Below are 26,075 nucleotides of genomic sequence, written 5' to 3'. Positions count from 1 at the left end.
CGACCAACTTGAGAAAAACTCAGCTGTGACAATATGCCGCAGGGCTTTTATGCCGTCATTAGACTATAGTGACAATGATGCTATTGCTGGCCGCTGCTGTTTTAAGTAGCGGCTTTTTTTTGTTTACGCTAGGGTAGGGTATTACAGTTAAAAGATAAGGAAATATCATGACCACACTGATTATCTGTGCACTCATCGCAGTACTCATACCCTATTTAGCCAAAGCGCCTGTGGCTTTTGCACAAAATAAGTTGGCAGGCTACGACAATAAGCACCCACGCGAGCAACAAGCTAAACTAACCGGCTTTGGTGCTCGTGCGTTGGCAGCACATCAAAATAGCTTTGAATCGCTGATTATTTTTGCTGTCGCTCTGGCAGTCGTTATAGGTAGCAATAATGTCTATCAGGTAACTGAGACCCTAGCGATTGTGCATGTTATTGCCCGTGTGTTGTATTGTATTTTCTACTACATAAACCAGGATATTTTACGTTCATTAGTTTGGCTTGTTGGCTATGATTGCTCTTTGTCTTTAGCTAAGAGCAAATATTCAAAAACCACAAAGCAAGCGGCTTAAATAAGGCGCTTGCTTTAGGGTCTTAAGTGGTTACTTTTACTTAGAGCTAACTTTAATTTTTTCTATTAAATCCTTTGCTTGATAGTTTTCGTCTAAGGCGAAATCGAGTTGTACTAAGGCGTTTTGAAAGCCAGATTCAGACGGCGCATATTGCCATTGTTTTAAGGCTCTTTTCGCTTCTCGATTGAAAACACCTTCAGGCTCTGCACTTACTACACTAACATTGCTGGTGGCGCCGCTTGGTAAAATATCGTATTTCAAAACGACTGAACCGCTAATACCTTGCTCTGCAGCTTGAATTGGGTATATCGGCTCTACACGCATAACCGCTTGATAGTCCTTTGTCTTTTCAACGGACATCGGCTGTTTTGCAATCGCAAAGCTGCTAAGCATGCCCGCTGTAAAAATAACTAACGCTGTTTTTGCAATAAATGAGCTGTTGTCGATCTGCTTTATTTGATTTAGACGTTGTAACATGGTGTTTTTATCTCCGTATTGTGAATAAGCCATTAAGCCTGTTCTGCTAAAGCTTGCACAGTGCACTAATGCCTTACTGTATAGAATTCGTTGTTCAGTTGATTTATTTTTGAGTACTTGCTCATCACATGAAAGCTCTTGAATGCGGCGCAGACTTGCATAACCAAGCCAAGCGACAGGGTTAAACCACAGCAAAATAGTGGCACTTAACGCGATGGCATTAATTAGGTTATCTTTGCGTTTAATGTGCACTGATTCATGTTCTAAAATAAGCGCTAAAGCATGGCTGTTGTAATGGCTTTGATAGTTTGTAGGCATTACTAGCTTGGTGTTTATAACTCCTACAACCATAGGTGAGCTCACTTGGTTGCTTTGGTATATGCGTATACTTTGGTTGTTGTGACGATCAAGCGTAATTGGTACTAATTGCAGTTTTGCTAGAAAACGGTAATGAAAATATACGGCAGTGATCAGCAGTGCGGCACTAATAAAGCCATAAATAGCAAACCAAGTGAGCGTAAACTGCGGCATTATTGCTGTGTTTGGTGTGATAGTCAGCTTACTGATAAAGTCGTTTTGAATTGGTTTTAAGTGTTCTGGTAGGTTCGCTAACAATAAACTAATTGGTAAAAGCGCCCACAGTGTATAAACCAAGCGTGCCGACAGCTGGCTTAGCAACTTTCGCTCTAGCAGCAATAAAAACATTATTGCAGATGAGATCAAAAGTTGTTGATCTAACAGCCAATTAAAAAATGCATCTAACATAACAAGCCTTATTTTTGCTGTTTTTCCCAATCATCAATGACCTTTTTCAGCTCATCAATATCATGTTGCGAGAGTTGCTCTGATTTAGCAAAGCCACTCACCAGTGGCGCAATACGGCCATTAAAAAAGCGTTCAATAAAGCTTTGGCTTTCTTTTAATGTGTATTCTTCACGGGCGATGCAAGGAGTGTAGTTATATTGGCGGCCTTGTTTCTCGAAGCTAAGTGCGCCTTTTTTAACTAAACGGCTTAGTAGCGTTTTGATGGTTTTTTCGTGCCATTCTTTATCGTCACTTAAACGCGCAATTACTTCACTAGCCGTGGCTGGGTAGCCAAGCCATACCGCATCTAATACTTCGAATTCAGCTTTAGAAAGTTCAATCATTTTTATGCCTACAGATGTAATCTTTGATTTAAGATTACACGCGTAATCAATTAATGCAAACTTTTTTGTTAGAGAATGTCACTTTTTTTGATACTGACTATCTGCCCTTCGGGCAAATTCAGCGTGGTGAGTGACAGTTTTGCGATATCAGTGCGGTACAGGTCGATGACTTTGTAGCCACAAAAACGTGCCATTTTACGTATTTGCCGGTTTAAACCTTGTTTTAAGACGATGCAAAACTGTGTTTCGGTGACTTGAGCCACCTCACAAGGAAGGGTTATTTGTTTATCTACAGGCACACCGTTTGCCATTTTTTTACAAAAATCACTATCAAGAGGTTTATCTACGGTGACTAAATAGCGCTTGGGTTGGTGGTAATCAGGGTGGATAAGTTGATTACAAAACTCACCGTCATTGGTCAAAATCAACAAACCTCGGGAGTCTTTGTCGAGCCGGCCAATTGGGTAAACCCGGGTAGTTTTAGGCAGACTATGAATAAGACTGGTTGGGTCGTCAGCATTTAATTTGCAATCTATACCAACGGGTTTGTGATACGCAAAGTAGGTGAGTGGCGCTTTTGCTGAAATTTTTTCGCCAAGTACAATCACATCATCGTGCTCATCAACATGATCTATATGATTTGCGGCACGGCCATTTACTGTTACCTCACCTTGATCTATCAAACGCGATGCTTGCTTTCGAGAGCAAACACCCGCATGGGCAATAAATTTAGCAAGTCGTACTTTTTCTGGCATGAGTGATTTTTGTACAATTAATTTGATCACAGTATACCAAAATCACGTATAGATAGTTCCACCATCAAAGAGGAACGCACATGCCTATCAAGTTATCAGAGCTTGCAGACCATCAGCCACTGCAAAAAGTTATCCTTCATTCGTTGGAAATGGCGCTGTATCAAGTGTCTGTGCTAATAAATAACGTTGAGTATTATGTCACTGATGAGCAAGGTGAGTTTATTCGCGATATTAGCCCGTTGCACATTCAAAAGCGCCTCGATCACTTAAGTTATGGTGATATGGTTTTACGCCACACCAGTGCTTATGATGAAATGTGCGGTCAGCCCGAAAAGCTGGCGAGTAACATGCTCGAAGTACCTTATGGCAAGAACCACTTATACTGATTAACGATATAAGCGTATACTGAGTCATAACATTTTATAGGTATGCTATGTATCAATTAAAAAGTGATGACTCAGCTGATCTAAACAACCAGCTAAGAGAACATATTGTGGCTTTCAACGCCGCGCATTTTAATGCCGAGCGTATTCCTTTAGGCTTTAAGTTCGTTAATAAACAAAACAATGTTGTTGCCGGTATCCATGGTCAAGTATTTGGCAATTGGCTGCTTATTAGTTGGCTTTGGTGTGATGATAAGACACGTGGTAAAGGGCTTGCGACACGATTGTTAGCTGAATTAGAGAGCAAAGCTAAAGCGTTTGGTGCAAATACCGCTCAACTTGATACGCTCGATTTTCAAGCCAAACCCTTTTACGAAAAAAACGGCTACCAAGTCAAATACGAAATGAGTAACTACCCACTCGACGGCTGCCGTTATTTTATGGAAAAACCCCTTTAATTTTTGGTTTTAATCACTTCGCTTTAAGCACGTCTTGCTCGGTAAATGTAACTCCTAAGAAAGGGGTCGCTTCAGGGGCAAGCATAAAGGTGCGAATGTTCATGTGGTCTTGCCCTTCAGGATTGTGTAATACATCATCACGATAAAACGCGCCAAAACAATCGAGGGTATTTTGTTTGCTTAGTTGATTAAGCTTTGCAAAGGCAAAAATTTTACATGAGCCATTATTTTCATTTGCCTCGCTAAGCAAGCCATGATTATTAAAAGCGCTTGGGGTAAAATCATAATTGCTGTCAATTACCGCCATGGTATCGGTAAACTCAATTTGCTGTGGTGTGCTTGCTAATTTCGAAAGAAATTCGTTAAGAGTCATTGCTTGTCCTTAAAAATTGTTCTTTATCAACTCTAACTCATTCACTTGCTGATTGATATTAAACTTAAAATTCTCTAAAAAGTTCATACCTAATAAGCCATAGCCAGCATGATTTTCTATTACCAGCACTTCAAAATTACGAATACGTTGTTGTCCGACTTGAAAGGATTCGAGCTGATACCGCTGTGCTTCAACAATGCCATTAGCTGTGTTTACCTTAAGTGTGCCAAGAAAATTTGCTGGAGTGTTAAGCGAGTTTAATAATGTTTGGTTGATTACAGTAAAGCTAGCGCCTGTGTCGATCATCAACTCGGTTTCAATATCATCGTTGATAATACTGTTTACTAAATAATGTGAACCTCGAGCGGTTAATTTTATAACTTCAACACCTGCTAAGGCTTGTTGAATCAATAGGTGTAATTGCTCGGCCTGTTGTTTATAGTCATGATCTTCAGGCAGTTGATCTAGGGTTATTTGGCTCGCGACGTAATCTTCTAAATGATAGTTAGCTAATGCATAGTTATATAAGTACTGCGCATTGCCAGGCGTGTAATCAAGCCATTGTTGACTAATATTAAGCAGGGCTTGCCATTGTTGCGTCGCAATAAGTTCATCAATATAGGATGTGCTTAGCTCGTCTATTTGTTTGTTAAGTTGTTGTTTATCATTGCTGTCTAACTGGTTGCTAAGAGCCAGTAAATTGATGATTCCTTGTTGGGTATCACCTTGTGCGATTAAACGCTTAGCTTCAAGTTCAAGCATGGTGACATCGTAAGGGTGGCTATTTAAAAAGGCCGTTAAAAATTGCTCACTTAAAGTGAATTTTTTATGGGAAAGCCATGATTCTAGTTGCTGTTGCCAAGCTTGCTTTAGCTGCCTTGCATAGCGAGGTTCATTCACAAGTAATTGAGTGTACTCAGCGACGGCTTTATCAAATAACTGATTGCTAAATAGTGCAACTGCTTGCTGGAAGTGGGCAGGTAAGACCGTGCCTTTTTGTACTTTAGGCGCTGGTGCGACAGTTTCTATTTCTATAGGCTTTGCTGGGTTAAAAAGCTGCCAAATAAAGTAACCATTTAAACTAAGAGAAAGTAGCAATATTAATTTAAGAAAAGCATTCATCCGTTTCGCCCACCAGTTTTAAATCTTCGTTGCCTACTTGCTCAGCATAAAACAAATTTCTCAAAGTCGTTACTTTTTAATCAAATGATTGAGCGCCATGATATTGCTTATTTCAATATCTGCTAATCCTTGATAACGATATTGCGTTGCTTGGTTATTTAGCCAAACGCTTTGGCATCCGGCATTATTGGCACCTTGCACATCAGTATCTAGGCTATCGCCAATGTGCAAAATTTCCTTGTGAGGCACCTTTAAGTGTTTGGCTGCGCTATCAAATAAGGCGCTATGCGGCTTCGCTTTTCCGTGTGGGCCTGCTTGTAAAGCTAACTCAAACACACCATTAAGGTTAAACTTTTCTACTTCGACATTACCATTGGTGATGGCGATGAGGCGGTAGTGTTTACTGAGGTTAGCAAGTAATTCAAGCACTTCATCAGTCACGGTTATTTGACTGCGGGCATCAGCGAATGCCTGATAAGCGTTTTCGGCATGCAACTGAGCTTGCTCTGCTGAAAAACCCAGATCGGTCATGGCATAGTGTAATGCTGCTTGTCGCCAGCGTGTAACGTCATCAATTAAAGTTGCATCATGTTTTAAAGCATTATCGCGGCATGTTAACCAGTAGCTCATGCTATCGTCTGGCCATTGGTCTAATGCTTCTAAGTAATCAGCTTGTGCTTGTAAGGCTGATTTTATGATCGGATGGTTGTTGTAAAGTGTGTCGTCTAAATCAAAACTTAAAACTGAAACTGGCGATAGGGCACGGTTAAATCGGATCATAATGACAAGGGTTTACTCTGATGTTGAGCGCTTTTTAGCGCGTGGATGGGTGTTATCGTACACTTTAGCTAAATGCTGAAAATCTAAATGCGTATAAACTTGCGTTGCAGACAAACTACTGTGTCCTAAGAGTTCTTGTACGGCACGCAGATCCCCTGATGATTCTAAGATATGTGATGCAAACGAGTGGCGTAATTTATGCGGATGCACTTGCGAGCTGATCCCTTGCTTAATTCCCCATTCTTGCATCCGTAAGCGAACTTGGCGTACGGAAATTCGCTTTTTTTGGCTGCTAACAAACACGGCTATTTCATCAGGATGTGCAAATTGAGGGCGAATTTTCAGCCATGCTTTTAATGCACTGAGCGCTTTGCTGCCTACAGGTAATAAGCGTTCTTTGTTACCTTTACCACGGACTAAAATTTCCCCTTCAGTTGGATTTATATCCTGTATGTTAGCACCAACTAACTCGCTAATGCGCAGACCCGAAGAGTACATTAATTCCATCATGGCTTTGTCACGAATAGCTAAAGGCTCATCATCTGGCAGTTCTAAAAGCTTAGCCATTTGATCTACGTCTAAATTTTTGGGTAAAGGCTTGGAAAATTTTGGCCCTTTAATGGCCTCTGCCGGATTGTGATAATGTACCTGACTGGCTATATTTTTGGCTTTTAAGAATTTATATAAACTGCGAATACAGCTTAGTTTTAAACTGATTGTGCGACCACTCAATTGTTTGCTGCGCATTTGCATGCTGTAACGGCGAATATGCTCACCTTGAACAGCAAACCAGTCTTCACATAGTTTACTAAAGTACAAAGCTGCGAAGCCTAGTTGGCTCGTATATTGGTTTACTGTGTGCGCTGAGTATTGTTTTTCATAGCGTAAGTAGTCTGCAAAAAGTTGGATGGGTGTTCGCCAAGCATCACTTAATTCATTAATGTCTGGCGTTGTCACATCGCTCATGCAAGTTCCAATAAGCGCAGTTGCAATGAGCGCACAAACTCAAGGACAAAAAAGCTGTCTTTTGCCGGTTCGAAGTGATTTACGTCATCACTACCAAACGCCAAAATAGCCACAGGGTGTTTCGTGTTACCAATTAGATATAAAGCAGTCGATTGAGTCGTGTCTGAAAACAGTAAGTCTCTTTCTTGTTGGCTTACTCGACCCAAGTAAATGCCGTCGTTTTGCAGGCGATGAGCAATTAATTCATCAAACTTTTTATCGTACTTAACTAAGTGGCATTCGTTAATGGATGGGTTCGTGCAGATAATATTGCGCAAGTTGCTAGCTAGTGTAGTAAAGTCGTAGTTAGTCCATAACTGACGATGACAGTCGCTAAATAAGCGGTAAATTAACTCGTTTTCTTTTGCTTGTTCAACGAGCTGCTCAATTTTATTTTTTAATAGCGTATTGTGTTCACGTAATTGGCGCTGTTGAATATGCACCAAAGACGTTGTTCCAGCCGTTTGCTGTTGTAGTTCAACTTCAGCGAGCACATCAGGGTTTTTAATAAAAAAATCAGGGTGTGCTTTTAAATATTCAGCAATTTGTTGTTCTGTTAGTTTGCTCATAGTGCCACTTGTCCATCAAAAACATGCTCAGCAGGGCCTGTCATTCGTACAGGGTGGCCTTCGCCTTGCCAGCGTACTTGCAAACTGCCGCCGGGTAAGTCAACTTGTACGGTAGTAGCAAGTTTACTCTGAATTTGACCAACCACGACCGCAGCACAGGCACCTGTACCACAGGCCAAGGTTTCACTAACGCCACGTTCCCACACTCTTAGTTTAATGTGATCTTGCGAAATTACCTGCATAAAACCAACATTTGCGCGTTGTGGAAAGCGTTCATGATTTTCAAGCAGTGGGCCTAAGGTGGCGACTTCTGCGCTATGAATGTCATCAACTTCTAAAACGCAGTGCGGGTTACCCATCGATACTGCGCCACTAAATACCGTATGTTCTTCCGTGCGAAGAATATAGGTCAACTCACGCTTGCTGGCTTTTAATGGGATTTTGTTCGGTTCAAAATTGGGGTGGCCCATATTTACCGTTACTTGGCCATCTTTCTCTATATAAAGCGTGAGGTTACCAGATTTTGTTGAAACCGAGATTTTATGCTTATTGGTCAGGCCTTTCATACGTACAAAGCGGGCGAAACAGCGCGCACCGTTGCCGCACTGTTCAACTTCGTTACCATCGGCATTGAAAATTCGATAATGAAAATCGAGATCAGGAGAGTAAGGGGCTTCAACCATAAGCAGTTGATCGAAGCCAATGCCGAAATGGCGATCTGCCAGCTTCTTTATTTGATCACGTGATAAAAAAACATTTTGAGTAATGTTATCAATAACGACAAAGTCATTACCTAGGCCGTGCATTTTTGAAAAATTAACTAACATAACGCTCTAATTCGGGTTTGCTCTGAGCTAATCATGCCACAGAGCAGGGCGGTTATAAAAACGTTTATGGTAAAATTTTCTCACCTTGCCAAAGGCTTTCTAAGGTTTCGCGTTGGCGAATTAAATGGCTTTGTTGGCCATCCACCATAATCTCTGCAACACGCGGGCGTGAGTTGTAGTTTGAGCTCATGGTAAAACCATATGCGCCAGCGCTGCGCTGCGCTAAAAGGTCACCGGCTTGAAGTGCAAGCTCACGGTCTTTACCTAAAAAGTCACCGGTTTCACAGACAGGGCCGACAATGTCGTAGTTGTAAGTAGGCGTATCATCTGCGCGAGGTTCAACTGGTACAATACTTTGCCAAGCTTGATACAGCGATGGACGCAACATATCGTTCATGCCTGCATCAACAATAGCAAAGAACTTATCTTGGTTTTGTTTAATAAACTCAACTTTAGTAACTAAAATACCTGCGTTGGCTGCAATCGCACGACCAGGTTCAAAAATAAGTTCTAAATCTTGGTAGTCTGCTAATCGAGCGGTAATTTTATCAACATACTCGCTTGGATGAGGAGGTGTTTCGCCATTATAAGGCACCCCAAGACCACCACCGATATCTAGGTGAGTTAGCTTGATGCCAACCGCTTTTAACTCTTCGATAAGAGTCAGTACTTTTTCAAGGGCTGCTAAGAAAGGTTTTATTTCCGTTAGCTGCGAACCGATGTGGCAATCTACACCGGTAATTTTTAAACCGGGTAATGATGCTGCATGTTGATACACAGTTACCGCAGTTTGAATATCAATACCAAACTTATTCTCTTTTAAGCCGGTTGAGATATAAGGGTGCGTTTTTGCATCTATATCTGGGTTTACGCGAATCGAAATCGGTGCCACTAAGTTAAGATCCGTTGCCACTTTTGAAATACGCTCAAGCTCAGCCACTGACTCAACGTTAAAACACTTGATCCCCAATTCAAGTGCATAGGCAATTTCGTCAGCGGTTTTTGCAACGCCAGAAAAAACAACCTTACTTGCGTCTCCGCCTGCTTGGATAACGCGCGCAAGCTCACCTTTTGAGACAATATCAAAACCTGACCCAAGTCGCGCTAAAATATTCAGCACGGCAATATTTGAGTTGGCTTTTACGGCATAGCACACCAAGCTCTTATGTGACTTAGCAGCTTCAGCGAATGCTAGATAATGACGTTCAAAGGTTTTGCGAGAATAGATATAACAAGGCGTACCATATTGTTCGGCAAGCTCTTTGACAGCGATGTCTTCAGCGAACAGCTGATTATTATTGTAGTTAAAAAAGTCCATCTATTGGTCCTGTTTTTGCTCTGGTTGTTCGGATGGATCAGCTTGCGGCTGAGACTTTGCAGGCGGCTTAGTATCATCTGGCAGATAAAGAGCACCACTTTGTCCGCAACCTGCTAGGGTTAGTAGAAGGGCGCTTAGAGGTAAAATGGTTTTTAATTTTTGGCTATGAGTCTCTTTCATTAGATTAATACGGTTGCTGGCTTTATAATCGCAGAGTAACAGAATATTTAAAAAATGCAGCTATTCGCGGATGAATTTATTCCTGTTACACTTGATGTACACAATCTGCCCCCAGATCTAGGCTTAAAGCCAGTTAAAGGACACTAAAATGACTGATCATGAATACCACACACTAGCCGATGCATTAATGCTAACTATTGAAGAGCAAATCGATGAATGTGATGCCGATTTAGACTATGAATCAGCGTCAGGTATTTTAGAAATCATCTTTCCTGATCGCAGTAAAATTGTGATCAACAAGCAAGCACCATTACACCAAGTTTGGGTAGCGACTAAATTTAATGGTCACCATTTTGAACTACGCGACGATAAGTGGATTGATAACCGCTCAGGTGCAGAGTTTTGGCAATTTATGTGTGATGCGGCAACTCGCCAAGCAGGTCAAACAATTGAATGGCGTTCTGAACTATGAGTTTAGAGTTTGTTGAGTACTCAGCACAAGGCGACCACAAAGCAACGGTTATCTGGCTACATGGTTTAGGTGATTCGGGTGATGGTTTTGCCCCAGTTGCACCGCAACTGGCTCTACCAAAAGAGCTTGGCGTACGTTTTGTGTTTCCACATGCGCCAGTGCAGCCGGTCACCATAAATGGTGGTATGGCAATGCGTTCTTGGTACGATATTAAATCGATGGATTTAGATAAGCGTGCTGACGAGCAAGGGGTTCGCGAATCCGCTGCAAAAGTGGCTGCAATTATTGATCAAGAAATAGCAAATGGTATCGCCCCAAACAAAATTATTCTTGCCGGTTTTTCGCAAGGGGGTGTGGTATCTCTGCACTTAGCGCCACGTCTAGATTATAAATTAGCGGGTGTAATGGCACTTTCAACCTATATGTGTGTGCCTGCAAAATTTGCCGATGAAGCCAAGCAGCAGGGGTTAAATATTTTTATGGCACATGGTCGATTTGACGATGTGGTACCGCATAGTGCAGGCAGACAAGCATTTGACGTGCTTAGCGCTAACAACATGGAAGTAAGCTGGCAAGACTATCCGATGGCGCACCAAGTTTGTGGTGAAGAGTTAATGGCTATTCGTGAATGGTTAATTGCTCGCTTGAGTTAATTTTTGGTTTTAGAGGCCAACATGACAAAGAAACTTGTAATTACAGCAAATATGAATGCCGTTGAATCGGCAGGTTCAACTCCTACAGCAGTGACTTACCAATGGCATTGGCGACGCATTTTTATGGTTAGCAGTGTTATCTTAGTAGCATTGGCTATTTTAGTGTATAGCTTTACTGGTGCTGTAAATGCTGAACAATCTCCGCAAGATGAACCGCAAGCAGAGTTTACAAATGCTGAATTACAAGCTTCTTTAAATGACGCTGAGCAAGAAGAGCCAAAAGAAGTCGATGCTTCGTTAATGAATGAGCAAACACCGCAGGCTGATAGCACAGAAACTACTAAAGCAGAGGTTGTGAGTTCAAACATTGTAGAACCTGACGTTACAACAGCAGAGACTGAGTTCGACAGTGAAGAGGTTGTTGATGAGCAACAACCTAAAACACTAGCTGTCACCCTTGATGGTGAAGAAGCACCACAAACTGAACAGCAAGTAGAGATTGCTGCTGCTCCTGATGCTCAGCAGCAGTTTTCGCAGTCAGCGCATATTGCCAGTGTCGCAATTGGCGCTAAAATAGACACAGATAAAGTAAGCCGCGCGGTATTAACAACCGATGTTGTTGATCGAGAACCAGTAAACGTTTTAAAAAACGATGTAAAATTAGCGCAAATAAGCAGTAGCCTGAGCTTTTTTAGCGAGCTTAGAAATATGCAGGGGCAAACTGTTCGTCACCAATGGTATTACCAAGGTCAACAGCTTGCTTCGATTGAATTGGCCGTAAGTAGTCCACGTTTTCGTACTTATTCAACGAAAAACATTATGCCAGAACAACTGGGTGATTGGCGTGTTGAAGTTATTGACGCAGATGGCAACTTACTGGCCCAAAAAGAATTTAGAATTTTAGCTGAGTAATATTTAGTATCAGCCTGATAATTAATTGGATTTTTCATGACACAGACAACAAAACTAGTTCGTATCGCTACCCGTAAAAGTGCACTTGCTTTATGGCAGGCTGAATTTGTAAAAGCTCAACTAGAGCACTTCCACGACGATGTAACGGTAGAGTTGGTTCCTATGTCGACGCAAGGCGATATTATCCTTGATACACCACTGGCCAAGATTGGTGGTAAAGGCTTATTCGTAAAAGAGCTTGAGCAAGCCATGCTTGATGGTCGTGCAGATATCGCGGTGCATTCAATGAAAGATGTGCCTGTTGAGTTTCCTGAAGGGTTAGCGTTACACACAATTTGTGAGCGTGAAGACCCGCGCGATGCGTTTGTATCAAACAACTACAAAAGCTTAGATGAGTTACCACAAGGCGCTATTGTTGGTACATCAAGCTTACGCCGCCAATGCCAAATTCGCGAAGCTCGCCCAGATTTAGACATTCGTGATTTACGCGGTAATGTTAATACTCGTTTAGCAAAACTAGATGATGGTCAATATGATGCAATCATCCTAGCTGCAGCGGGTCTAATTCGTTTAGAAATGCCTGAGCGTATTACAGCTTTTATCGAGCCTGAGGTATCATTACCTGCAAATGGTCAAGGTGCTGTGGGTATTGAGTGCCGTATTGATGATGAAGTGACAAAAACACTGTTAGCGCCACTCGAACATAATGAAACACGTATTCGTGTTAATGCTGAGCGTGCTATGAATCGCCGTTTAGAAGGTGGTTGCCAAGTGCCAATTGGTGCATTTGCATTGGTTGATGGTGAGCAAGTGCATTTACGTGGTTTAGTGGGCGCTATTGATGGCAGCCAAATGCTGCGTGATGAAGTGACAGGCCCTGTGGCTGACGCAGAGCAGTTAGGTATTACACTTGCTGAAAAGCTACTTGAGCAAGGTGCTGATAAAATTTTAGCTGAAGTATATAGAGACGCTTAATATGCATATTTTGATAACTCGTCCAGAAGGAAAAGGCACTGAGCTTGCTCTTGAGCTTCAGCAGGCGGGTTATCAAACAACCCTGTGTCCAGTCCTTACCTTAGATTACCTCACCGTAAATAGTAGTGAGCTCGCGCCGCTAGAAAATGCCGATAAAATCATTTTTATCTCGCAAGATGCCGTGCATGCCTTATTAAAACTCACACCAACCATCAACAAAGCAGCGCAACTTTATGCGGTCGGTCAGCAAACGGCTGATGCGGTTTATGAAGCCTTTGGGCGACGAGCCGCAGTGCCCAAACAGCATGATTCAGAAGGTCTGCTTGAATTAAAAACACTACAAGATGTTGAACTAAGTAACATCGTTTTAGTGAAAGGTGAAGGTGGGCGCACGACCATAGCAAAAACCTTAAAACAACGTGGTGCTTTATTAAATCAGTTGGTTGTTTACAAGCGGAGCGCAATTGAGAGCGAACCGGGCAAGTGGATGGACCACTGGCAAACAATTGATGTAGAAGGTATAGTCATTACCAGTAATGCAGCGGTGGATGCCATTTTTAATGGCCTAAATGAGCCCCAGCTTGCATGGTTGAAAGAGCGACAATTTTTCGTTGCCAGTGAGCGTATCGCTGATTATTTAAAGCAACAGAATGTCGCAAGAACACAGATACATATTGCTGCAGGGGCGAGCGACAGCGCTATGTTCACCTGCATTAATCAGCAAGGTAGCAAAATGAGTGAAGCAGAACCAAAACAACCCGCAAAGCCAGTGACTGCAAAGCCAGAGAAAAAAGCGCAAACGGCAAATGTTGGGGCGAAAGCGCCTGCACAAGCTAAAAGAGGCATCAGCAAAACAGGTAGCTTAGCGTTACTTATTTCACTTTTAGTGGCTGGTGCAGTTGGCTATGAGTTTTATCTAAAATTAAATAGCGATCAGCAATCGGCTGTGGCATTGACTGAGCTGACAGATGAAAACCTACGCTTACAGCAGCAAATTGATGCATTAAAAAGTGCCCAACAAACAATGCAGCACTCGCTTTATAACAGTGAACAAAAGGTCACTGATGCACTAAATGAAAGTGCAGAGCAAACACAGCAGCAATTACAAGCGGCTTTAAAGCGCGCCGAGCAGCAAACTTTCACGCTTAATCCGCAAGAAGTCACAAGCCTGCAGCGTATGGCCGAGTTTAAATTGTGGGCAGAGCACGATTACCAAGGGGCTGCTGCTGTGCTATCTCGCTTAGATAGCTTACTTGCAGAACACCCGGGTACAGGCGCTATTCGCCAAGCAATTCACCAAGATTTACAAACCTTGAATGCCATAGAACCTGTGGCTGTTGAAGCAATTTATTTAAAACTGCATGGCATTAATCAAAAAGTTGATGAACTGGTATTTAATGCTATTTCACTCCCTGAAGAGGTCGTCAAAGAAGACCCAAATCAATTAAGTGAAAATGTGAGTGAGTGGCGTCAAAACCTTGCGAAGTCGTGGCAGCAGTTTAAAGACTTCTTTGTAGAAGTACGCACACGTGAAGATATGGTTATCGCACCATTTTTAAGTGAGCAAGAGCGTCACCTAGTAAAACAGCGCTTAAGTTTATACTTAGCTCAAGCACAAGATGCTGTATTAAGTAAACAAAGCAGTGTGTATTTTAGTGCTGTTGATGCTGCTCATAGCTTGGTAAAAGATTACTTTAAACAAGATGATGCGCAAACAAAAGCGGCCTTAAAAAGTCTTGCTGAGCTTTCGAAAGAACAGCTCAATTTTAGTCCAAAAGTGTCATTACAAAGTACTGAGCAGGTGAAGGAGTGGGCACAATGATCCGCTTTTTATTAATCATTATTGCAATAGCAGTCTGCTTAGGGATTGCCCCTTTTTTTATAGATCAAAAGGGTTATGTACTAATTGCCTTTAATAAAACAACCATTGAAGGGACTATTTGGGGCGTTACTGCACTTTTAATATTGGCATTCGCTGCACTGTTTTTACTTTATAAGCTTTGCCGTTACGTAATATCTTTATATAGCCATACACGCCATGGTTTCTTTGCGCGCAGTGAAGAGCGTAAACAAGCGGCTATTGAGCAAGGTGTATGGAGCTTAATAAATAACGATTATACGGAGCTTGAGCTTGCACTTGATAACAACAGTGTTGCACAAAAGTGGAGCGATATACGTTTTGCGCTTCTAGCTAAAGCGGCACTGGCGAATAATGAAAATGAAAAAGCAATTAGCTATCTTGATAAAATAAGCCAAGATAAGCAGCTAAAAGTGGCTAATTTATGGATTGCTAGCGGCGAAACCAGCACTATTTTTGCTGACCTTAAAGCGTTAGCTGAACGCAAAAAAGCCTCTCGTTTAGAGCTTAAAATGTATGCCCATGTTTTAGTGCAAGAGCAAAAGTGGGCGGCACTTAATGACTTTATGCCACGTTTATTACGCAAAAAAGTACTTTCAGAGCAAGAATGGCAACAATTGTTCGACCGTTACTTTGCAGCTCAGTCAAACGGGGATTTAACTGAGCGTTATGAGCAATTAGCCAAAAACTTGAAGCCACACGCAGAGGTAAGCTATTTAACGGCGATGGCGAAGGCAGGTGAGTTAAACAAAATTGAGCTAAGCTTAATTAAAATGATCAAAAAACCGCTACAGCATAAAGATTTAGCACGTATTTTACGTGCTAGTAGCGCTGGCGATGCACTCAAGCTGCAATCAAGTTTGCAGGATGTATTAAAAAAAGACACCGAAAATACAGACTTATTACTAGCCCTAGCATGTTTAGCTAATGCTCACGGTGAATACGACTTAGCCGCGCGAGTGTTTGATAAAGCGCTTAATGCAGATAATCGCCATGCTTATTTGCAGCAAGCGGTGCTAAGCTACAGTAAGAGTGCCCAACCAGAAAAAGCATTGGTACTCTATCAATAATTTTACTCCAGCCAGCAAAGGAGCGATGGCTTGAAGAACTTATTTACACTGACAATAAGCATTGCACTTGCTTACTTTCTTACAGGGTACTTAAGTAATTCATTGCTGGCGATTGATGGCTATGCGGTTGCAGCATGGCCGCCTTCAGGTATTGCGCTTGCCAGTATCTTGCTACTTAGAAATCGTGCCTTGCCAGGGGTTCTGCTAGGGGCATTCTTTGTAAACCTTATTCACCTTGATAAAGCCACTGATATTTTTCACTGGCAAATGATGCTGCAGGCAATTGGCGTAACAACTGCATCTACATTCCAAGCTTGGCTTGCCTATTACATTATCATTCATGTCGTTAAACGCCCGATTGAATTATCATCATTAAAGCAAAGTATGCTTGGTTTAATGATTGGCGGCCCTTTGTGTAGCTTGATTGCTGCATCAATTGGCACCGGCTTACTGGTAATTAACAATATTATTCCGAGTTATGCGGCGCTTAATAATTTTATCGCATGGTGGATTGGCGATAGCATTGGGGTACTGATATTCACGCCATTAATTTTAGCGGCATTTAGTTACCATCATACTCGCCAACGGCTGCAAATCATTGTGCCGTCGCTATTAATTTACGTGGTTATTTGTGTCAGCTTTTATGGTGCAGCCAGTGTAAAAAAAGACAAAGACTTACAGCGCCAGCAAGCTAAAGTCAGTGCTATTCACACGAACCTTGAACACCAAGTTGATGAAATTAAGTCGCACTTAGCCTTACTCGCAACTTTTTTTGCTAGTAGTGACATGGTTGATTTTGACGAATTTAAGCGCTTCACATCAAGGCAACTACAATACAGCGAAGAAATTCTTGCCCTTGAGTGGGCACCTAAGGTTATTCACTCACAACTAAATAATTATCAAAATTTACTGCGTGATGAACTGGGCGCTGACTATTATGTGAAAGAAAAAAATGCTGCAGGGCAGTGGCAGCCGGTGAGTAAGCGAACGGTTTATTTTCCGGTGCAATATATTCATCCTTTAGCAGGGAACGAACCAGCGCAAGGCTTTGATTTAGCCTCAAACGAGTTACGTAAACAAGCGTTAACTGACTCTCGGTTAATTAAGAATGTCACCGTCAGTGAGCCTATTACCCTGATGCAAGGTGATGGTAACGAAAAGGGCGTTTTATTCTTCAACCCAGTTTATTCAGACATTAATCACCAGGTCGGATTTAGAGGTTATGTTGTCGCCGTGGTCAATTTAGAAGTGTTAGCACAAACACTTAATTTTAATCAGAACACTGATATCGATGCCAGCTTCTATGACGTTACTGACGGCAGTAATCCTGTCGAAATTTACAGCCCACACCGTGTAGGTACAACAGCTATTGCGAGCTTCAACTTTATTATTGGTGAGCGCGTTTGGCAGGTAAAATTATGGGAATCAGTTGCACAGTCGTCATGGTTGCCTTATTGGTTGGCGCAAATAGTCGGTATGCTGTTTGTTTGGTTATTGATCACCTTTTTGATTTCTGTAACTGGTACTAATATTCAAATTCGTCAGCAAGTGGCAAAGCAAACTCAAAGCCTTCGCGAAGAAAAATTAAAAGCCGATAAAGCCAGCCAAATTAAAAGTGAGTTCTTGGCGAATATGAGCCATGAAATACGCACGCCTATTAATGGTATTAAGGGTTTGCATTATTTAGCAATGCAAGAGCCTGACTGGCAACAAGCCCGTGGTTATATTGATCAAGCCGATGGTGCACTGAATGTACTATTACGGGTAATCAATGATGTTTTAGATTTTTCTAAAATAGAAGCGGGGCGATTGGAGCTACATCAAGAACCAATAGATGTGAATGCGTTGGTTAGTGAGCTGACTAACTTATTGCAGTTTGAGCTTAACTCTCGCTCTTTAGAATTTAGAGTTGAGCTTGATGCTTCTGAACACCTACTTATCCATACCGACCCAATTCGTTTAAAACAAGTATTGTTGAATTTGTTAAACAATGCGGTGAAGTTCACTCAAGAAGGCACGATTACATTACGTATTTGGCAGCAGGGTGAATTTACTTATTTTAGTGTTATTGATACGGGTATCGGCATCAGTAAAGAGGCCCAGCAGCGACTGTTTAAACCATTCTCACAAGCCGATAGCTCAACCTCTCGTCGCTTTGGTGGCACAGGTTTAGGCTTGAGTATTTGTCAAAAACTCATTGTTATGATGGGAGGCGAGATAAGCCTAACTAGCTCTGAGGGGCAAGGTTCAACGTTTACAATTTCGCTGCCATTTGAGTCCCCTCTTGAAGAGGTGATTCATAGTGATGATGAGTTAGCTGATATCGATGTGACTGCTGTTTCATTTGCCAATGATGCAATTTTATTGGTTGAAGATAACCCATTGAATCAACATGTGGCGAGTTCGATTTTAAAAACTAAAGGCTGCCAACCTGATATCGCTAAAGATGGCCACGAGGCTATTAAGATGATCAGTGAAAAAAGCTATGACCTTGTGCTTATGGATATTCAAATGCCGAATATGGATGGCTTACAAGCGACTAAGGTTATTCGTAATAAGTTGCTGATCACCGATTTACCGATTATTGGCTTATCGGCAAATGCCCATGATGATGACCTTAAGAAAGGTTTAGCCAGTGGTATGAATGGTTATTTAACTAAACCAATTGATGCAGAAAAACTTTTTAAGACTTTGTGGCATTTTTTGCATAATGCTAGCAGCCATTAAAGCAGACATTTGACCTCTAAAAAGTAAATAAAATCATCTAAACTTGAAATATCGCCGTGGGTACGTATGATCCGCGCAAATTTACTGAACCTGAGTGCTAATTATGATCAATAACAAACTCCCTTTGCTTGATATTCACCGTCATCTAGATGGTAATGTTCGCCCACAAACGATCTTAGACCTTGGTCGTCAGTTTAATCTTGAATTACCTGCTGACAACATTGAAGCGCTTATTCCGCACGTACAGGTTATCGACCCTGAACCAAATTTAGTGGCGTTTTTACAAAAGCTAGATTGGGGTGTAAAAGTATTGGGTGATTACGATGCTTGTCGTCGTATTGCTATCGAAAACGTTGAAGATGCGATTGCCCAAAACCTCGATTACGTTGAGCTTCGTTTTAGCCCATATTATATGGCGCAAAGCCAAGGCCTACACCCGCAAGGTGTTGTTGAAGCAGTGGTTGATGGTGTAAAAAGTGCGTGTCATAACGCACCAATTAAAGCTAACTTAATCGGCATCATGTCGCGTACATATGGCACCAAAATCTGTCAGCAAGAGCTTGATGCGCTTCTTGCTTTTAAAAATGATTTAGTCGCGGTTGATTTAGCTGGCGATGAAATAGGTTTCCCGGGTGAGCTATTTGTTGATCACTTTAAACAAGTTCACGATGCATACTTAGCTGCCACGATTCATGCCGGTGAAGCGCGAGGTAGCGAAAGCATTTGGCAAGCAATTAACGAGCTTGGTGCAACGCGTATTGGTCATGGTGTAAAAGCGATTGAAGATGCTGCACTAATGGATTACTTACGTGATAATCGCATTGGTATTGAGTCTTGCTTAACCAGTAACATTCAAACCAGCACTGTTGCTGAGCTTGCAAAACACCCGTTAAAAACCTTCTTAGACCATGGTATTTTGGCATCAATTAATACTGATGATCCAGCAGTTGAAGGTATTGAAATAGCGTATGAGTATCAAGTAGCAGCACCTGCGGCAGGCTTAAGCCAAGCCGATATGGAAAAAGCGCAAGCTAATGCGCTTGAAATTGCTTATTTAAGCGATGCAGATAAAGCTGCTTTAAAACAGTTAGCTGTTAATCGTTAAGCAGCTAACTTACACTTGGTGCTCTTGGCATGAGACATAGTTTTCATACAATGCCTTGAGCACGTCTCCTCGGCTGATCATGCCAACAACCTTACCATCCTCGATAACCGGGTAGTTTTTTGGCTTTCCAGTTTGCATGCCATCTGCCAGTTCTATGATGTTTTGATCGCTACTTACCGTGACAACATCGGTGCGCATTAGCTGTTTTACCTTCACTACACCATCACAGAAATAACTGTTTTGCATGAGCGGTTGCAGCAGCTCTTGTTCAGAAATAAAGCCAACTAGGCTTTTGTTGTCATCGAATACAGGTGCGCCTAGTAATTTAAACTTTTGCAGCTCGCTAATCGCGGTGGTCATTTCAGTTTCAGGCGTAATGTGTGGCAACTTACGTTGCATAAAGTCTTGTACTTTTGTATTTAGCATTTGGGTCTCTCCCCATCGTTATTCTAATCAGAGTATGGTCAAGGAAATGCAGTTTGTGAAATCGTTTAGACGGATTAAGGCGATAGGTAAAACAAATAAAAAAGGCATCCAATTGGATGCCTTAAAAATAACCGGTATGAGTTAGTTATTTAATGAATGCAAATGCATCGGCGTACATGTTCTCACGTACCGCACCATGATTAATAAAATCATCGCGAACCACGCCAATCATGTCGAAGCGGCCTGCCATGTATATATCATATGGTTCTAAAGACACGATATCTTCCATAACAGCCTTGTGGACGTAACCGGTTTTGCCATTCCAGCTTTGCGGCGCATTTTCAACTACTGGAATGTATTGGAAATGTGGGTTGCTGTTTGCCCATGCTTGCATTTCATCATGAGCATAAAGTGCAGCTTCCTCACGTACACCCCAGTAAAATAATACAGGACGCTCACAGCCGATTTCAGCAAGGTGATCAGCCATTGATTTGGCATAAGAAAAACCTGTACCGCCAGCAAGTAGAATAATTGGGCGCTCACCCTCAACTCGCAGCTGTGATACACCTAAGCCTACTTCAACATTAACTTGCTGTTGCTCTGTATGAGCTTGACGTAAATGGTCAAGCGCTTGCATTGCATACGAATCAGCACCCGCGGCACCAATATGTAGTTCAATCTGTTCAGTTTGCGACGGGCGGCTTGCAATAGAAAAGGCACGCTTATCTTTTTCGCCTAATACAAGTTGCATATATTGGCCTGCCTCGAATGACACAGGTTGCTGTGGTTTCAAAATGACCTTATGTACATGGTCTGTAAGCGGGCTGATCGCAACAACGTCAGCGAGTAGTGTTTGCATAGTTTACCTTTATAAGCACAGAAGCAAATTCGGTTATGAATCGCACTCATAACCGTTAAATTTTGAGCAGTTTAACATAGTCACAGCCTAGAGAATATCTAAGCTGTCCCATAATTCATCAACACGTTCTTTGATTTTTGGATCCATGACAATGGGCTCACCCCATTCACGATCTGTTTCGCCAGGCCATTTATTAGTCGCATCCATGCCCATTTTTGAGCCAAGGCCAGAAACTGGCGATGCAAAATCTAAATAATCAATTGGCGTGTTTTCGATCATCGTCGTATCGCGAGCAGGGTCCATACGTGTGGTAATGGCCCAAATTACGTCGTTCCAGTCGCGTGCGTTTACATCATCATCGCAAACAATCACGAACTTGGTATACATGAATTGACGCAAGAAAGACCACACCCCCATCATTACGCGCTTAGCATGACCCGGGTATTGTTTTTTCATGGTGACCACAGCCATACGATAAGAACAGCCTTCAGGTGGCAGATAAAAATCTACAATTTCAGGGAATTGCTTTTGCAGAATTGGTACGAACACTTCGTTCAGAGCAACCCCGAGTACTGCTGGCTCATCTGGTGGACGGCCAGTGTAAGTGCTGTGATAAATTGGGTTTTCACGATGTGTAATGTGAGTGACCGTCATCACCGGAAACTCGTCTACTTCGTTGTAGTAACCGGTGTGATCGCCATAAGGGCCTTCTGGTGCTGTTTCACCCGGCATAATATAACCTTCAAGTACGAACTCTGCGGTAGCAGGCACTTGTAGGTCATTTGAAACCGATTTAACAACTTCAGTCTTACTACCGCGTAGTAAACCAGCAAATGCATATTCGCTTAGGGTGTCTGGTACTGGTGTTACAGCGCCTAGGATTGTCGCAGGATCGGCACCTAATGCGACAGATACAGGGTAAGGTTCGCCTGGGTGCTCTTTACACCATTCACGAAAATCTAATGCGCCACCGCGGTGCGATAGCCAACGCATAATAATTTTGTTTTTACCCAATAGCTGCTGACGGTAAATACCTAAGTTTTGGCGCTTTTTATAAGGCCCTTTGGTAACCGTTAGACCCCATGTGATCAAGGGAGCAGCATCACCTGGCCAGCAATGTTGGATAGGTAACTTAGTTAAATCAACATCATCGCCTTCAAGTATAACTTGCTGACAAGGCGCTTTTTTTACTTCTTTAGCTGGCATATTCAGTACTTGTTTGAATACTGGGATTTGCCCTAGTGCCTCTTTAATGCCTTTTGGTGGCTCAGGCTCTTTTAGAAAAGCTAATAACTTACCCACTTCGCGCAGTTCACTAACATCATCTTGCCCCATGCCCATTGCAACGCGCTTAGGCGTACCAAAAAGGTTGGCAAGAACGGGAATAGTGTGGCCTTTAGGGTTTTCGAATAACAGAGCTGGGCCTTCGGCACGTAAAGTACGGTCGGCAATTTCGGTCATTTCAAGGTAAGGATCAATTTCTTGTTTGATCCGTTTTAATTCACCTTTTTGTTCTAATAACTCGATAAATTCGCGAAGATCTTTGTATTTCATTATAGCCGCTTAAACGCTGAATAAACTGTCGCTATTATACTCAAAACCACTGATTAAGCTAATTTCGCAAGCAAAGCTTTTGCTATTACTGAGTTAAGCTACATTGGTACTTTTTACCTTTTAAAATCAGCATGGCTTCATCGCCTTTAGACCAAAACAGCACATTATCGGCACTGTATTTAACCCCTGAGCCGCTTACTTGGCGATTGAGTAAAAATTCACTCTCCTTAAATGTCAGTCTTGCTTCCTCATCACTGTATTCAACAATACTGGCGCTGAGGGTCTCATCGCACAGATAATTGCTTGGTGCACTTTGCTCAGCACACGCGCACAAGGTAACTAAAGCGAGCCCTGAGAGAAGTGGTTTAATCATAGAAACACCTCTATTTTTGAATGAGCTATAAGCCTAACAAAGAAAAATTAACCGTTGGTGAAAATGGCAGGATAAGTTATGTTGATAGTGTATTTAATGGGCAAGGAACCACCATGGCAGGCACAAATTTACTAACCTTACTTGATGATATTACAACACTTTTAGACGACATTGCGACGATGAGTAAAGTCGCAACAAAAAAAACAGCAGGGGTGTTAGGTGATGATCTGGCTCTTAATGCTCAGCAAGTCACAGGGGTAACTGCCGATAGAGAGTTGCCTGTGGTTTGGGCTGTGGCAAAAGGCTCGTTTATTAACAAAGCCATCTTAGTGCCCGCAGCATTATTGATTAGTGTTTGGTTGCCTTGGTTAATTACTCCGCTGTTAATGGTTGGCGGGCTGTTTTTGTGCTTTGAAGGTGCAGAGAAAATTATCGAAAAGCTGTTTGGTTATGCTCAACAAGAAGATGAAACTCTGGCTGAACAACAAGACTTACAAGAATACGAAAAGCAAAAAGTGAAAGGGGCGATCCGCACTGATTTTATCCTCTCAGCAGAAATTATCGTGATAACGCTAGGCACGGTTGCTGGCGCTACACTGGTGAATCAAGCTTTAGTGCTTAGTGTAATAGCAATTATTATGACCATTGGCGTGTATGGGTTAGTTGCAGGGATTGTTAAACTAGATGATGCTGGTTTGTATTTACTGCAAAAAGCGCAGCAAAGTGGCGGTAAGTTTAAAGAGTTAGTAGGTAAGTTTTTACTTGCTGCAGCGCCTAAGTTAATGCGCTTTTTAGCCTTTGCAGGAACGGTTGCTATGTTTTTAGTTGGCGGAGGCATATTGGTACATGGGATCCCCGTTTTACATCACGCCCAGCAAGGCAGCACAGAGTTTATTACGGGTTTACTTGGTAAAACGGGTGAGCTGGCTACGCCGATTATATTTGATGGTTTATTAGGCGTTATTGCCGGGGTTATCGTTGTGTTAGTGGTTGAACTTTGGCACAAAATTCGTCGCTAAATAGCATCCATTATTGGGTTGTTTTGTTAAATTTTTGTAGCAAATATAGGGTCTTTGCTTTATTATTGCTCAGTTAAAAATAATAATTAAATCGTTAAATGGAGTTAATCATGTCTCGATATCTCACTTTTGTGCTGGGACTAGCGTTATTTACGCTATCATTTACCAGCTTCGCTAAACCTGCAAAATTATCAGTAGAAGACTTTAGTAAAGGTAATGACTTTAGTCGTGTAACTATCTCTCCTGATGGCAACTACGTCGCAGCTATAAAAAAACACGAAGGTAAAAATTCACTCATCATTGTTGATACAACCAAGTTTGCAGTAACCCATGCGGTTGCTTTTCCGGGTAATGCACAGGTTGGCGAATACCATTGGGTTAACAACGAGCGTGTTATTCTTGAAAAAGAGTATTTAAAAGGTTGGCAAGATACCCCTATTTATTATGGTGAGTTATTTGCCGTGAACGTCGATGGTAGCCGTGGCGCATACGTAATTGGTTACCATGGTGAACAGCAAACTGGTACTCGGTTAAAAAAGCAAACACCAGTTCAAGGAACGTCATACCTTTTAGATCCCTTACTTCATGATGATAAAAAAGTTTTGGTTGTCACTTACCCGTGGACTGCAACCAATGAACCAACTACAGTTGTTTATGAAGTCGATGTATATCGCGGTCTGCGCACTTTAATTACGCGATCACCAGCACCTATGGGTGAATTCCTAACGGACCATGATGGTAACGTTCGTATCGCTGAATCAAGTGACGATTACCTCAATGCGACACTTCATGTACGAGAGCCCGAAGGCGGTTTTTGGAAAGAGCTCGATTTAGAAGGTATTAATTACACCGATATTTCATTAAAGGCATTTGATAAATCTGGCGAGTCTGTATATGCCACTGCATCAAAGGGTGGAGAAGCAGAAAGCCTTATTAAGATTAACCTAAAAACCAAAGAAGTGACGAAAATCTTTCAAGATAAGCATGTTTCACCGTCACATATTTGGGTTGATGAAATCTCTAAAGAGTTATTTGCCATAGAAACCGAGGCTGACTACCCAAGCTATGCGTTTGTTGATAGCAATTCGCCTAAATCGCAGCGTCTTAAAGATTTATTGGGCGCACTGCCAGGCAGTCAAGTACAGCTAGTTAGCAGTACAGAAGATGATTCAAAAAATATTATTTTCGCATCGAGCGATATAAACCCTGGGCAATATTATCTATATGACGCGAATACCAATAAATTACGAGCGTTATTCTCTGCGCGTGGCTGGATAAACCAAAAAGATATGGCGCAAACCACACCACTGCGTTTTAAAAGCCGCGATGGTTTAACAATTCTTGCTTATTTAACTGTGCCAAATGGCAAAGCTGAGAAAAACTTACCTTTAGTTGTTATGCCACATGGTGGCCCAATTGCACGTGATAACTGGGGCTACGATCCAGAAGTACAAATGTTAGCCAATAAAGGTATGGCGGTATTAAAGGTTAACTTCCGAGGCTCGAAAGGGTTTGGTATGAACTTCCAAGAAGCTGGCTATCGCCAGTGGGGGCAAAATATTCAACACGACATTATTGATGGTGTGAAACTATTAATTAATGACGGCACAGTTGATAAAGATAATATTTGTATTATGGGAACCAGCTTCGGTGGTTACTCAGCACTACAAAGCGCGATTATCGAGCCGGATATGTTCAAGTGTGCAATTGGCCTGATGGGAGTTTACGACTTGCCTCTTATGTATGAAGAAGGTGACACGCAAGCCCGAAGCTATGGTGTTAATTTCCTAAAAACAGTGATTGGTACAGATGAGGCTGAGTTAAAAGCATTCTCGCCTGCTTATAATGTCGATAAGCTAAAAGCACCTGTGCTTATTGTGCATGGTGGTGAAGATGAACGTGCGCCAATTGAGCAAGCAGAATCATTAGAAGCAGCGTTGAAAAAAGCTAAGCATCCATATGAAATCACTATTCTAGATGATGAAGGCCACGGTTTTTATAAAGAAGAGCACCGCACTCTTTACTATAAAAAAGTATTGGCTTTCTTAGATGATCATTTAAAGCTTTAAAGAAAAGTGCCGGCGAGCAAGCTCGCCGGCAAG

28 protein-coding genes are annotated in these 26,075 nt (G+C 42.0%); 13 read left to right on the top strand and 15 right to left on the bottom strand.

Going from position 1 to position 26,075, the window contains the following annotated elements; genetic code table 11:
* Positions 1-167 precede the first annotated feature (167 nt).
* The gene (locus AOG26_RS17615) at positions 168-575 is read left to right on the top strand and encodes an MAPEG family protein (protein ID WP_054563692.1); all 408 of its coding nucleotides are present in this window, start codon (positions 168-170) and stop codon (positions 573-575) included.
* A 36-nt stretch (positions 576-611) separates the two neighbouring features.
* On the opposite strand, the gene AOG26_RS17610 is transcribed toward AOG26_RS17615, so the two are convergent.
* The 3 genes from AOG26_RS17610 to AOG26_RS17600 all read right to left on the bottom strand — a co-directional run bounded on the left by AOG26_RS17610 (position 612) and on the right by AOG26_RS17600 (position 2,955).
* A complete protein-coding gene (locus tag AOG26_RS17610) occupies positions 612-1,817 on the bottom strand; it encodes a M56 family metallopeptidase (protein ID WP_054563691.1) in 1,206 nt (401 codons plus the stop codon).
* A gap of 8 nt (positions 1,818-1,825) precedes the next feature.
* Positions 1,826-2,200: a BlaI/MecI/CopY family transcriptional regulator gene (locus AOG26_RS17605; protein ID WP_054554650.1), complete on the bottom strand. Its 375-nt coding sequence runs from the start codon at positions 2,198-2,200 to the stop codon at positions 1,826-1,828.
* Positions 2,201-2,268: 68 nt separating this feature from the next.
* Positions 2,269-2,955, bottom strand: a complete 687-nt coding sequence (locus AOG26_RS17600; protein ID WP_054563733.1) for a pseudouridine synthase — start codon at positions 2,953-2,955, stop codon at positions 2,269-2,271.
* 80 nt (positions 2,956-3,035) lie between these two features.
* Here AOG26_RS17600 and AOG26_RS17595 point away from each other — a divergent pair, with 80 nt between their 5' ends.
* Together AOG26_RS17595 and AOG26_RS17590 are read left to right on the top strand one after the other, a co-directional pair.
* Entirely contained in the window at positions 3,036-3,341 is a 306-nt protein-coding gene (locus AOG26_RS17595; RefSeq protein ID WP_054563690.1) for a DUF6482 family protein, read from the top strand.
* 47 nt (positions 3,342-3,388) lie between these two features.
* Positions 3,389-3,796 carry a GNAT family N-acetyltransferase gene (locus AOG26_RS17590; protein WP_054563689.1) on the top strand — a complete coding sequence of 136 codons (408 nt, stop codon included), beginning with the start codon at positions 3,389-3,391 and terminating at the stop codon, positions 3,794-3,796.
* Between the two features lie 13 nt (positions 3,797-3,809).
* Here the strand turns inward: AOG26_RS17590 and AOG26_RS17585 are convergent, their stop codons facing one another.
* From AOG26_RS17585 to lptM, 8 genes are all read right to left on the bottom strand, one after another.
* Positions 3,810-4,169, bottom strand: coding sequence for a HopJ type III effector protein (locus AOG26_RS17585; protein WP_054563688.1), 360 nt, complete (start codon positions 4,167-4,169; stop codon positions 3,810-3,812).
* A 9-nt stretch (positions 4,170-4,178) separates the two neighbouring features.
* Positions 4,179-5,291 (bottom strand): retropepsin-like aspartic protease, encoded by a 1,113-nt coding sequence (locus AOG26_RS17580; protein WP_054563687.1) that lies wholly within the window; start codon positions 5,289-5,291, stop codon positions 4,179-4,181.
* A 69-nt stretch (positions 5,292-5,360) separates the two neighbouring features.
* Positions 5,361-6,071: an HAD-IA family hydrolase gene (locus AOG26_RS17575; RefSeq protein ID WP_054563686.1), complete on the bottom strand. Its 711-nt coding sequence runs from the start codon at positions 6,069-6,071 to the stop codon at positions 5,361-5,363.
* Between the two features lie 12 nt (positions 6,072-6,083).
* Positions 6,084-7,037, bottom strand: coding sequence for a tyrosine recombinase XerC (locus tag AOG26_RS17570; RefSeq protein WP_054563685.1), 954 nt, complete (start codon positions 7,035-7,037; stop codon positions 6,084-6,086).
* Entirely contained in the window at positions 7,034-7,645 is a 612-nt protein-coding gene (locus AOG26_RS17565; protein WP_054563684.1) for a DUF484 family protein, read from the bottom strand. The genes AOG26_RS17570 and AOG26_RS17565 overlap by 4 nt, the downstream gene beginning before the upstream one ends.
* The gene (gene dapF / locus AOG26_RS17560) at positions 7,642-8,472 is read right to left on the bottom strand and encodes a diaminopimelate epimerase (protein WP_054563683.1); all 831 of its coding nucleotides are present in this window, start codon (positions 8,470-8,472) and stop codon (positions 7,642-7,644) included. The genes AOG26_RS17565 and dapF overlap by 4 nt, the downstream gene beginning before the upstream one ends.
* 64 nt (positions 8,473-8,536) lie before the next feature.
* Entirely contained in the window at positions 8,537-9,790 is a 1,254-nt protein-coding gene (gene lysA / locus AOG26_RS17555) for a diaminopimelate decarboxylase (protein ID WP_054563682.1), read from the bottom strand.
* Positions 9,791-9,970, bottom strand: coding sequence for an LPS translocon maturation chaperone LptM (lptM, locus tag AOG26_RS17550; protein ID WP_054554660.1), 180 nt, complete (start codon positions 9,968-9,970; stop codon positions 9,791-9,793).
* A gap of 148 nt (positions 9,971-10,118) precedes the next feature.
* Here lptM and cyaY point away from each other — a divergent pair, with 148 nt between their 5' ends.
* The 8 genes from cyaY to add all read left to right on the top strand — a co-directional run bounded on the left by cyaY (position 10,119) and on the right by add (position 19,742).
* Positions 10,119-10,442 (top strand): iron donor protein CyaY, encoded by a 324-nt coding sequence (gene cyaY / locus AOG26_RS17545; protein WP_054554661.1) that lies wholly within the window; start codon positions 10,119-10,121, stop codon positions 10,440-10,442.
* Entirely contained in the window at positions 10,439-11,095 is a 657-nt protein-coding gene (locus tag AOG26_RS17540; protein WP_054563681.1) for an alpha/beta hydrolase, read from the top strand. The genes cyaY and AOG26_RS17540 overlap by 4 nt, the downstream gene beginning before the upstream one ends.
* 21 nt (positions 11,096-11,116) lie before the next feature.
* On the top strand, positions 11,117-12,007 hold the full coding sequence (locus AOG26_RS17535; RefSeq protein WP_054563680.1) for a DUF2914 domain-containing protein: 891 nt from the start codon (positions 11,117-11,119) through the stop codon (positions 12,005-12,007).
* Between the two features lie 36 nt (positions 12,008-12,043).
* Positions 12,044-12,982: a hydroxymethylbilane synthase gene (gene hemC / locus AOG26_RS17530; protein WP_054563679.1), complete on the top strand. Its 939-nt coding sequence runs from the start codon at positions 12,044-12,046 to the stop codon at positions 12,980-12,982.
* A 1-nt stretch (position 12,983) separates the two neighbouring features.
* Positions 12,984-14,804 (top strand): uroporphyrinogen-III synthase, encoded by a 1,821-nt coding sequence (locus AOG26_RS17525; RefSeq protein ID WP_054563678.1) that lies wholly within the window; start codon positions 12,984-12,986, stop codon positions 14,802-14,804.
* The gene (locus tag AOG26_RS17520) at positions 14,801-15,910 is read left to right on the top strand and encodes a heme biosynthesis HemY N-terminal domain-containing protein (protein WP_054563677.1); all 1,110 of its coding nucleotides are present in this window, start codon (positions 14,801-14,803) and stop codon (positions 15,908-15,910) included. Before AOG26_RS17525 ends, AOG26_RS17520 begins: the two co-directional genes overlap by 4 nt.
* Before the next feature lie 30 nt (positions 15,911-15,940).
* Entirely contained in the window at positions 15,941-18,637 is a 2,697-nt protein-coding gene (locus AOG26_RS17515; RefSeq protein ID WP_054563676.1) for a CHASE domain-containing protein, read from the top strand.
* A 103-nt stretch (positions 18,638-18,740) separates the two neighbouring features.
* Positions 18,741-19,742, top strand: a complete 1,002-nt coding sequence (add, locus tag AOG26_RS17510; protein WP_054563675.1) for an adenosine deaminase — start codon at positions 18,741-18,743, stop codon at positions 19,740-19,742.
* 9 nt (positions 19,743-19,751) lie between these two features.
* Here add and AOG26_RS17505 read toward each other — a convergent pair whose 3' ends face one another.
* From AOG26_RS17505 to AOG26_RS17490, 4 genes are all read right to left on the bottom strand, one after another.
* On the bottom strand, positions 19,752-20,168 hold the full coding sequence (locus tag AOG26_RS17505) for a CBS domain-containing protein (RefSeq protein WP_054563674.1): 417 nt from the start codon (positions 20,166-20,168) through the stop codon (positions 19,752-19,754).
* Positions 20,169-20,313: 145 nt separating this feature from the next.
* Entirely contained in the window at positions 20,314-21,027 is a 714-nt protein-coding gene (gene fre / locus AOG26_RS17500) for an NAD(P)H-flavin reductase (RefSeq protein WP_054563673.1), read from the bottom strand.
* An 87-nt stretch (positions 21,028-21,114) separates the two neighbouring features.
* Complete coding sequence (gene ubiD, locus AOG26_RS17495) at positions 21,115-22,581, bottom strand: 4-hydroxy-3-polyprenylbenzoate decarboxylase (RefSeq protein ID WP_054554671.1); 1,467 nt, start codon at positions 22,579-22,581, stop codon at positions 21,115-21,117.
* Positions 22,582-22,666: 85 nt separating this feature from the next.
* Positions 22,667-22,954: an MliC family protein gene (locus AOG26_RS17490; protein ID WP_054563672.1), complete on the bottom strand. Its 288-nt coding sequence runs from the start codon at positions 22,952-22,954 to the stop codon at positions 22,667-22,669.
* A gap of 113 nt (positions 22,955-23,067) precedes the next feature.
* Between AOG26_RS17490 and AOG26_RS17485 the strand changes: the two genes are divergently transcribed.
* Positions 23,068-23,973 (top strand): DUF808 domain-containing protein, encoded by a 906-nt coding sequence (locus tag AOG26_RS17485; RefSeq protein WP_054563732.1) that lies wholly within the window; start codon positions 23,068-23,070, stop codon positions 23,971-23,973.
* Positions 23,974-24,083: 110 nt separating this feature from the next.
* On the top strand, positions 24,084-26,042 hold the full coding sequence (locus tag AOG26_RS17480; RefSeq protein WP_054563671.1) for an alpha/beta hydrolase family protein: 1,959 nt from the start codon (positions 24,084-24,086) through the stop codon (positions 26,040-26,042).
* Positions 26,043-26,075 lie beyond the last annotated feature (33 nt).

Source organism: Pseudoalteromonas sp. UCD-33C, from assembly GCF_001306895.1.
Classification (GTDB): Bacteria; Pseudomonadota; Gammaproteobacteria; order Enterobacterales; family Alteromonadaceae; genus Pseudoalteromonas.
Note: the sequence above shows the minus strand (reverse complement) of the source record. Positions and strands in the feature narration are given on the sequence as shown.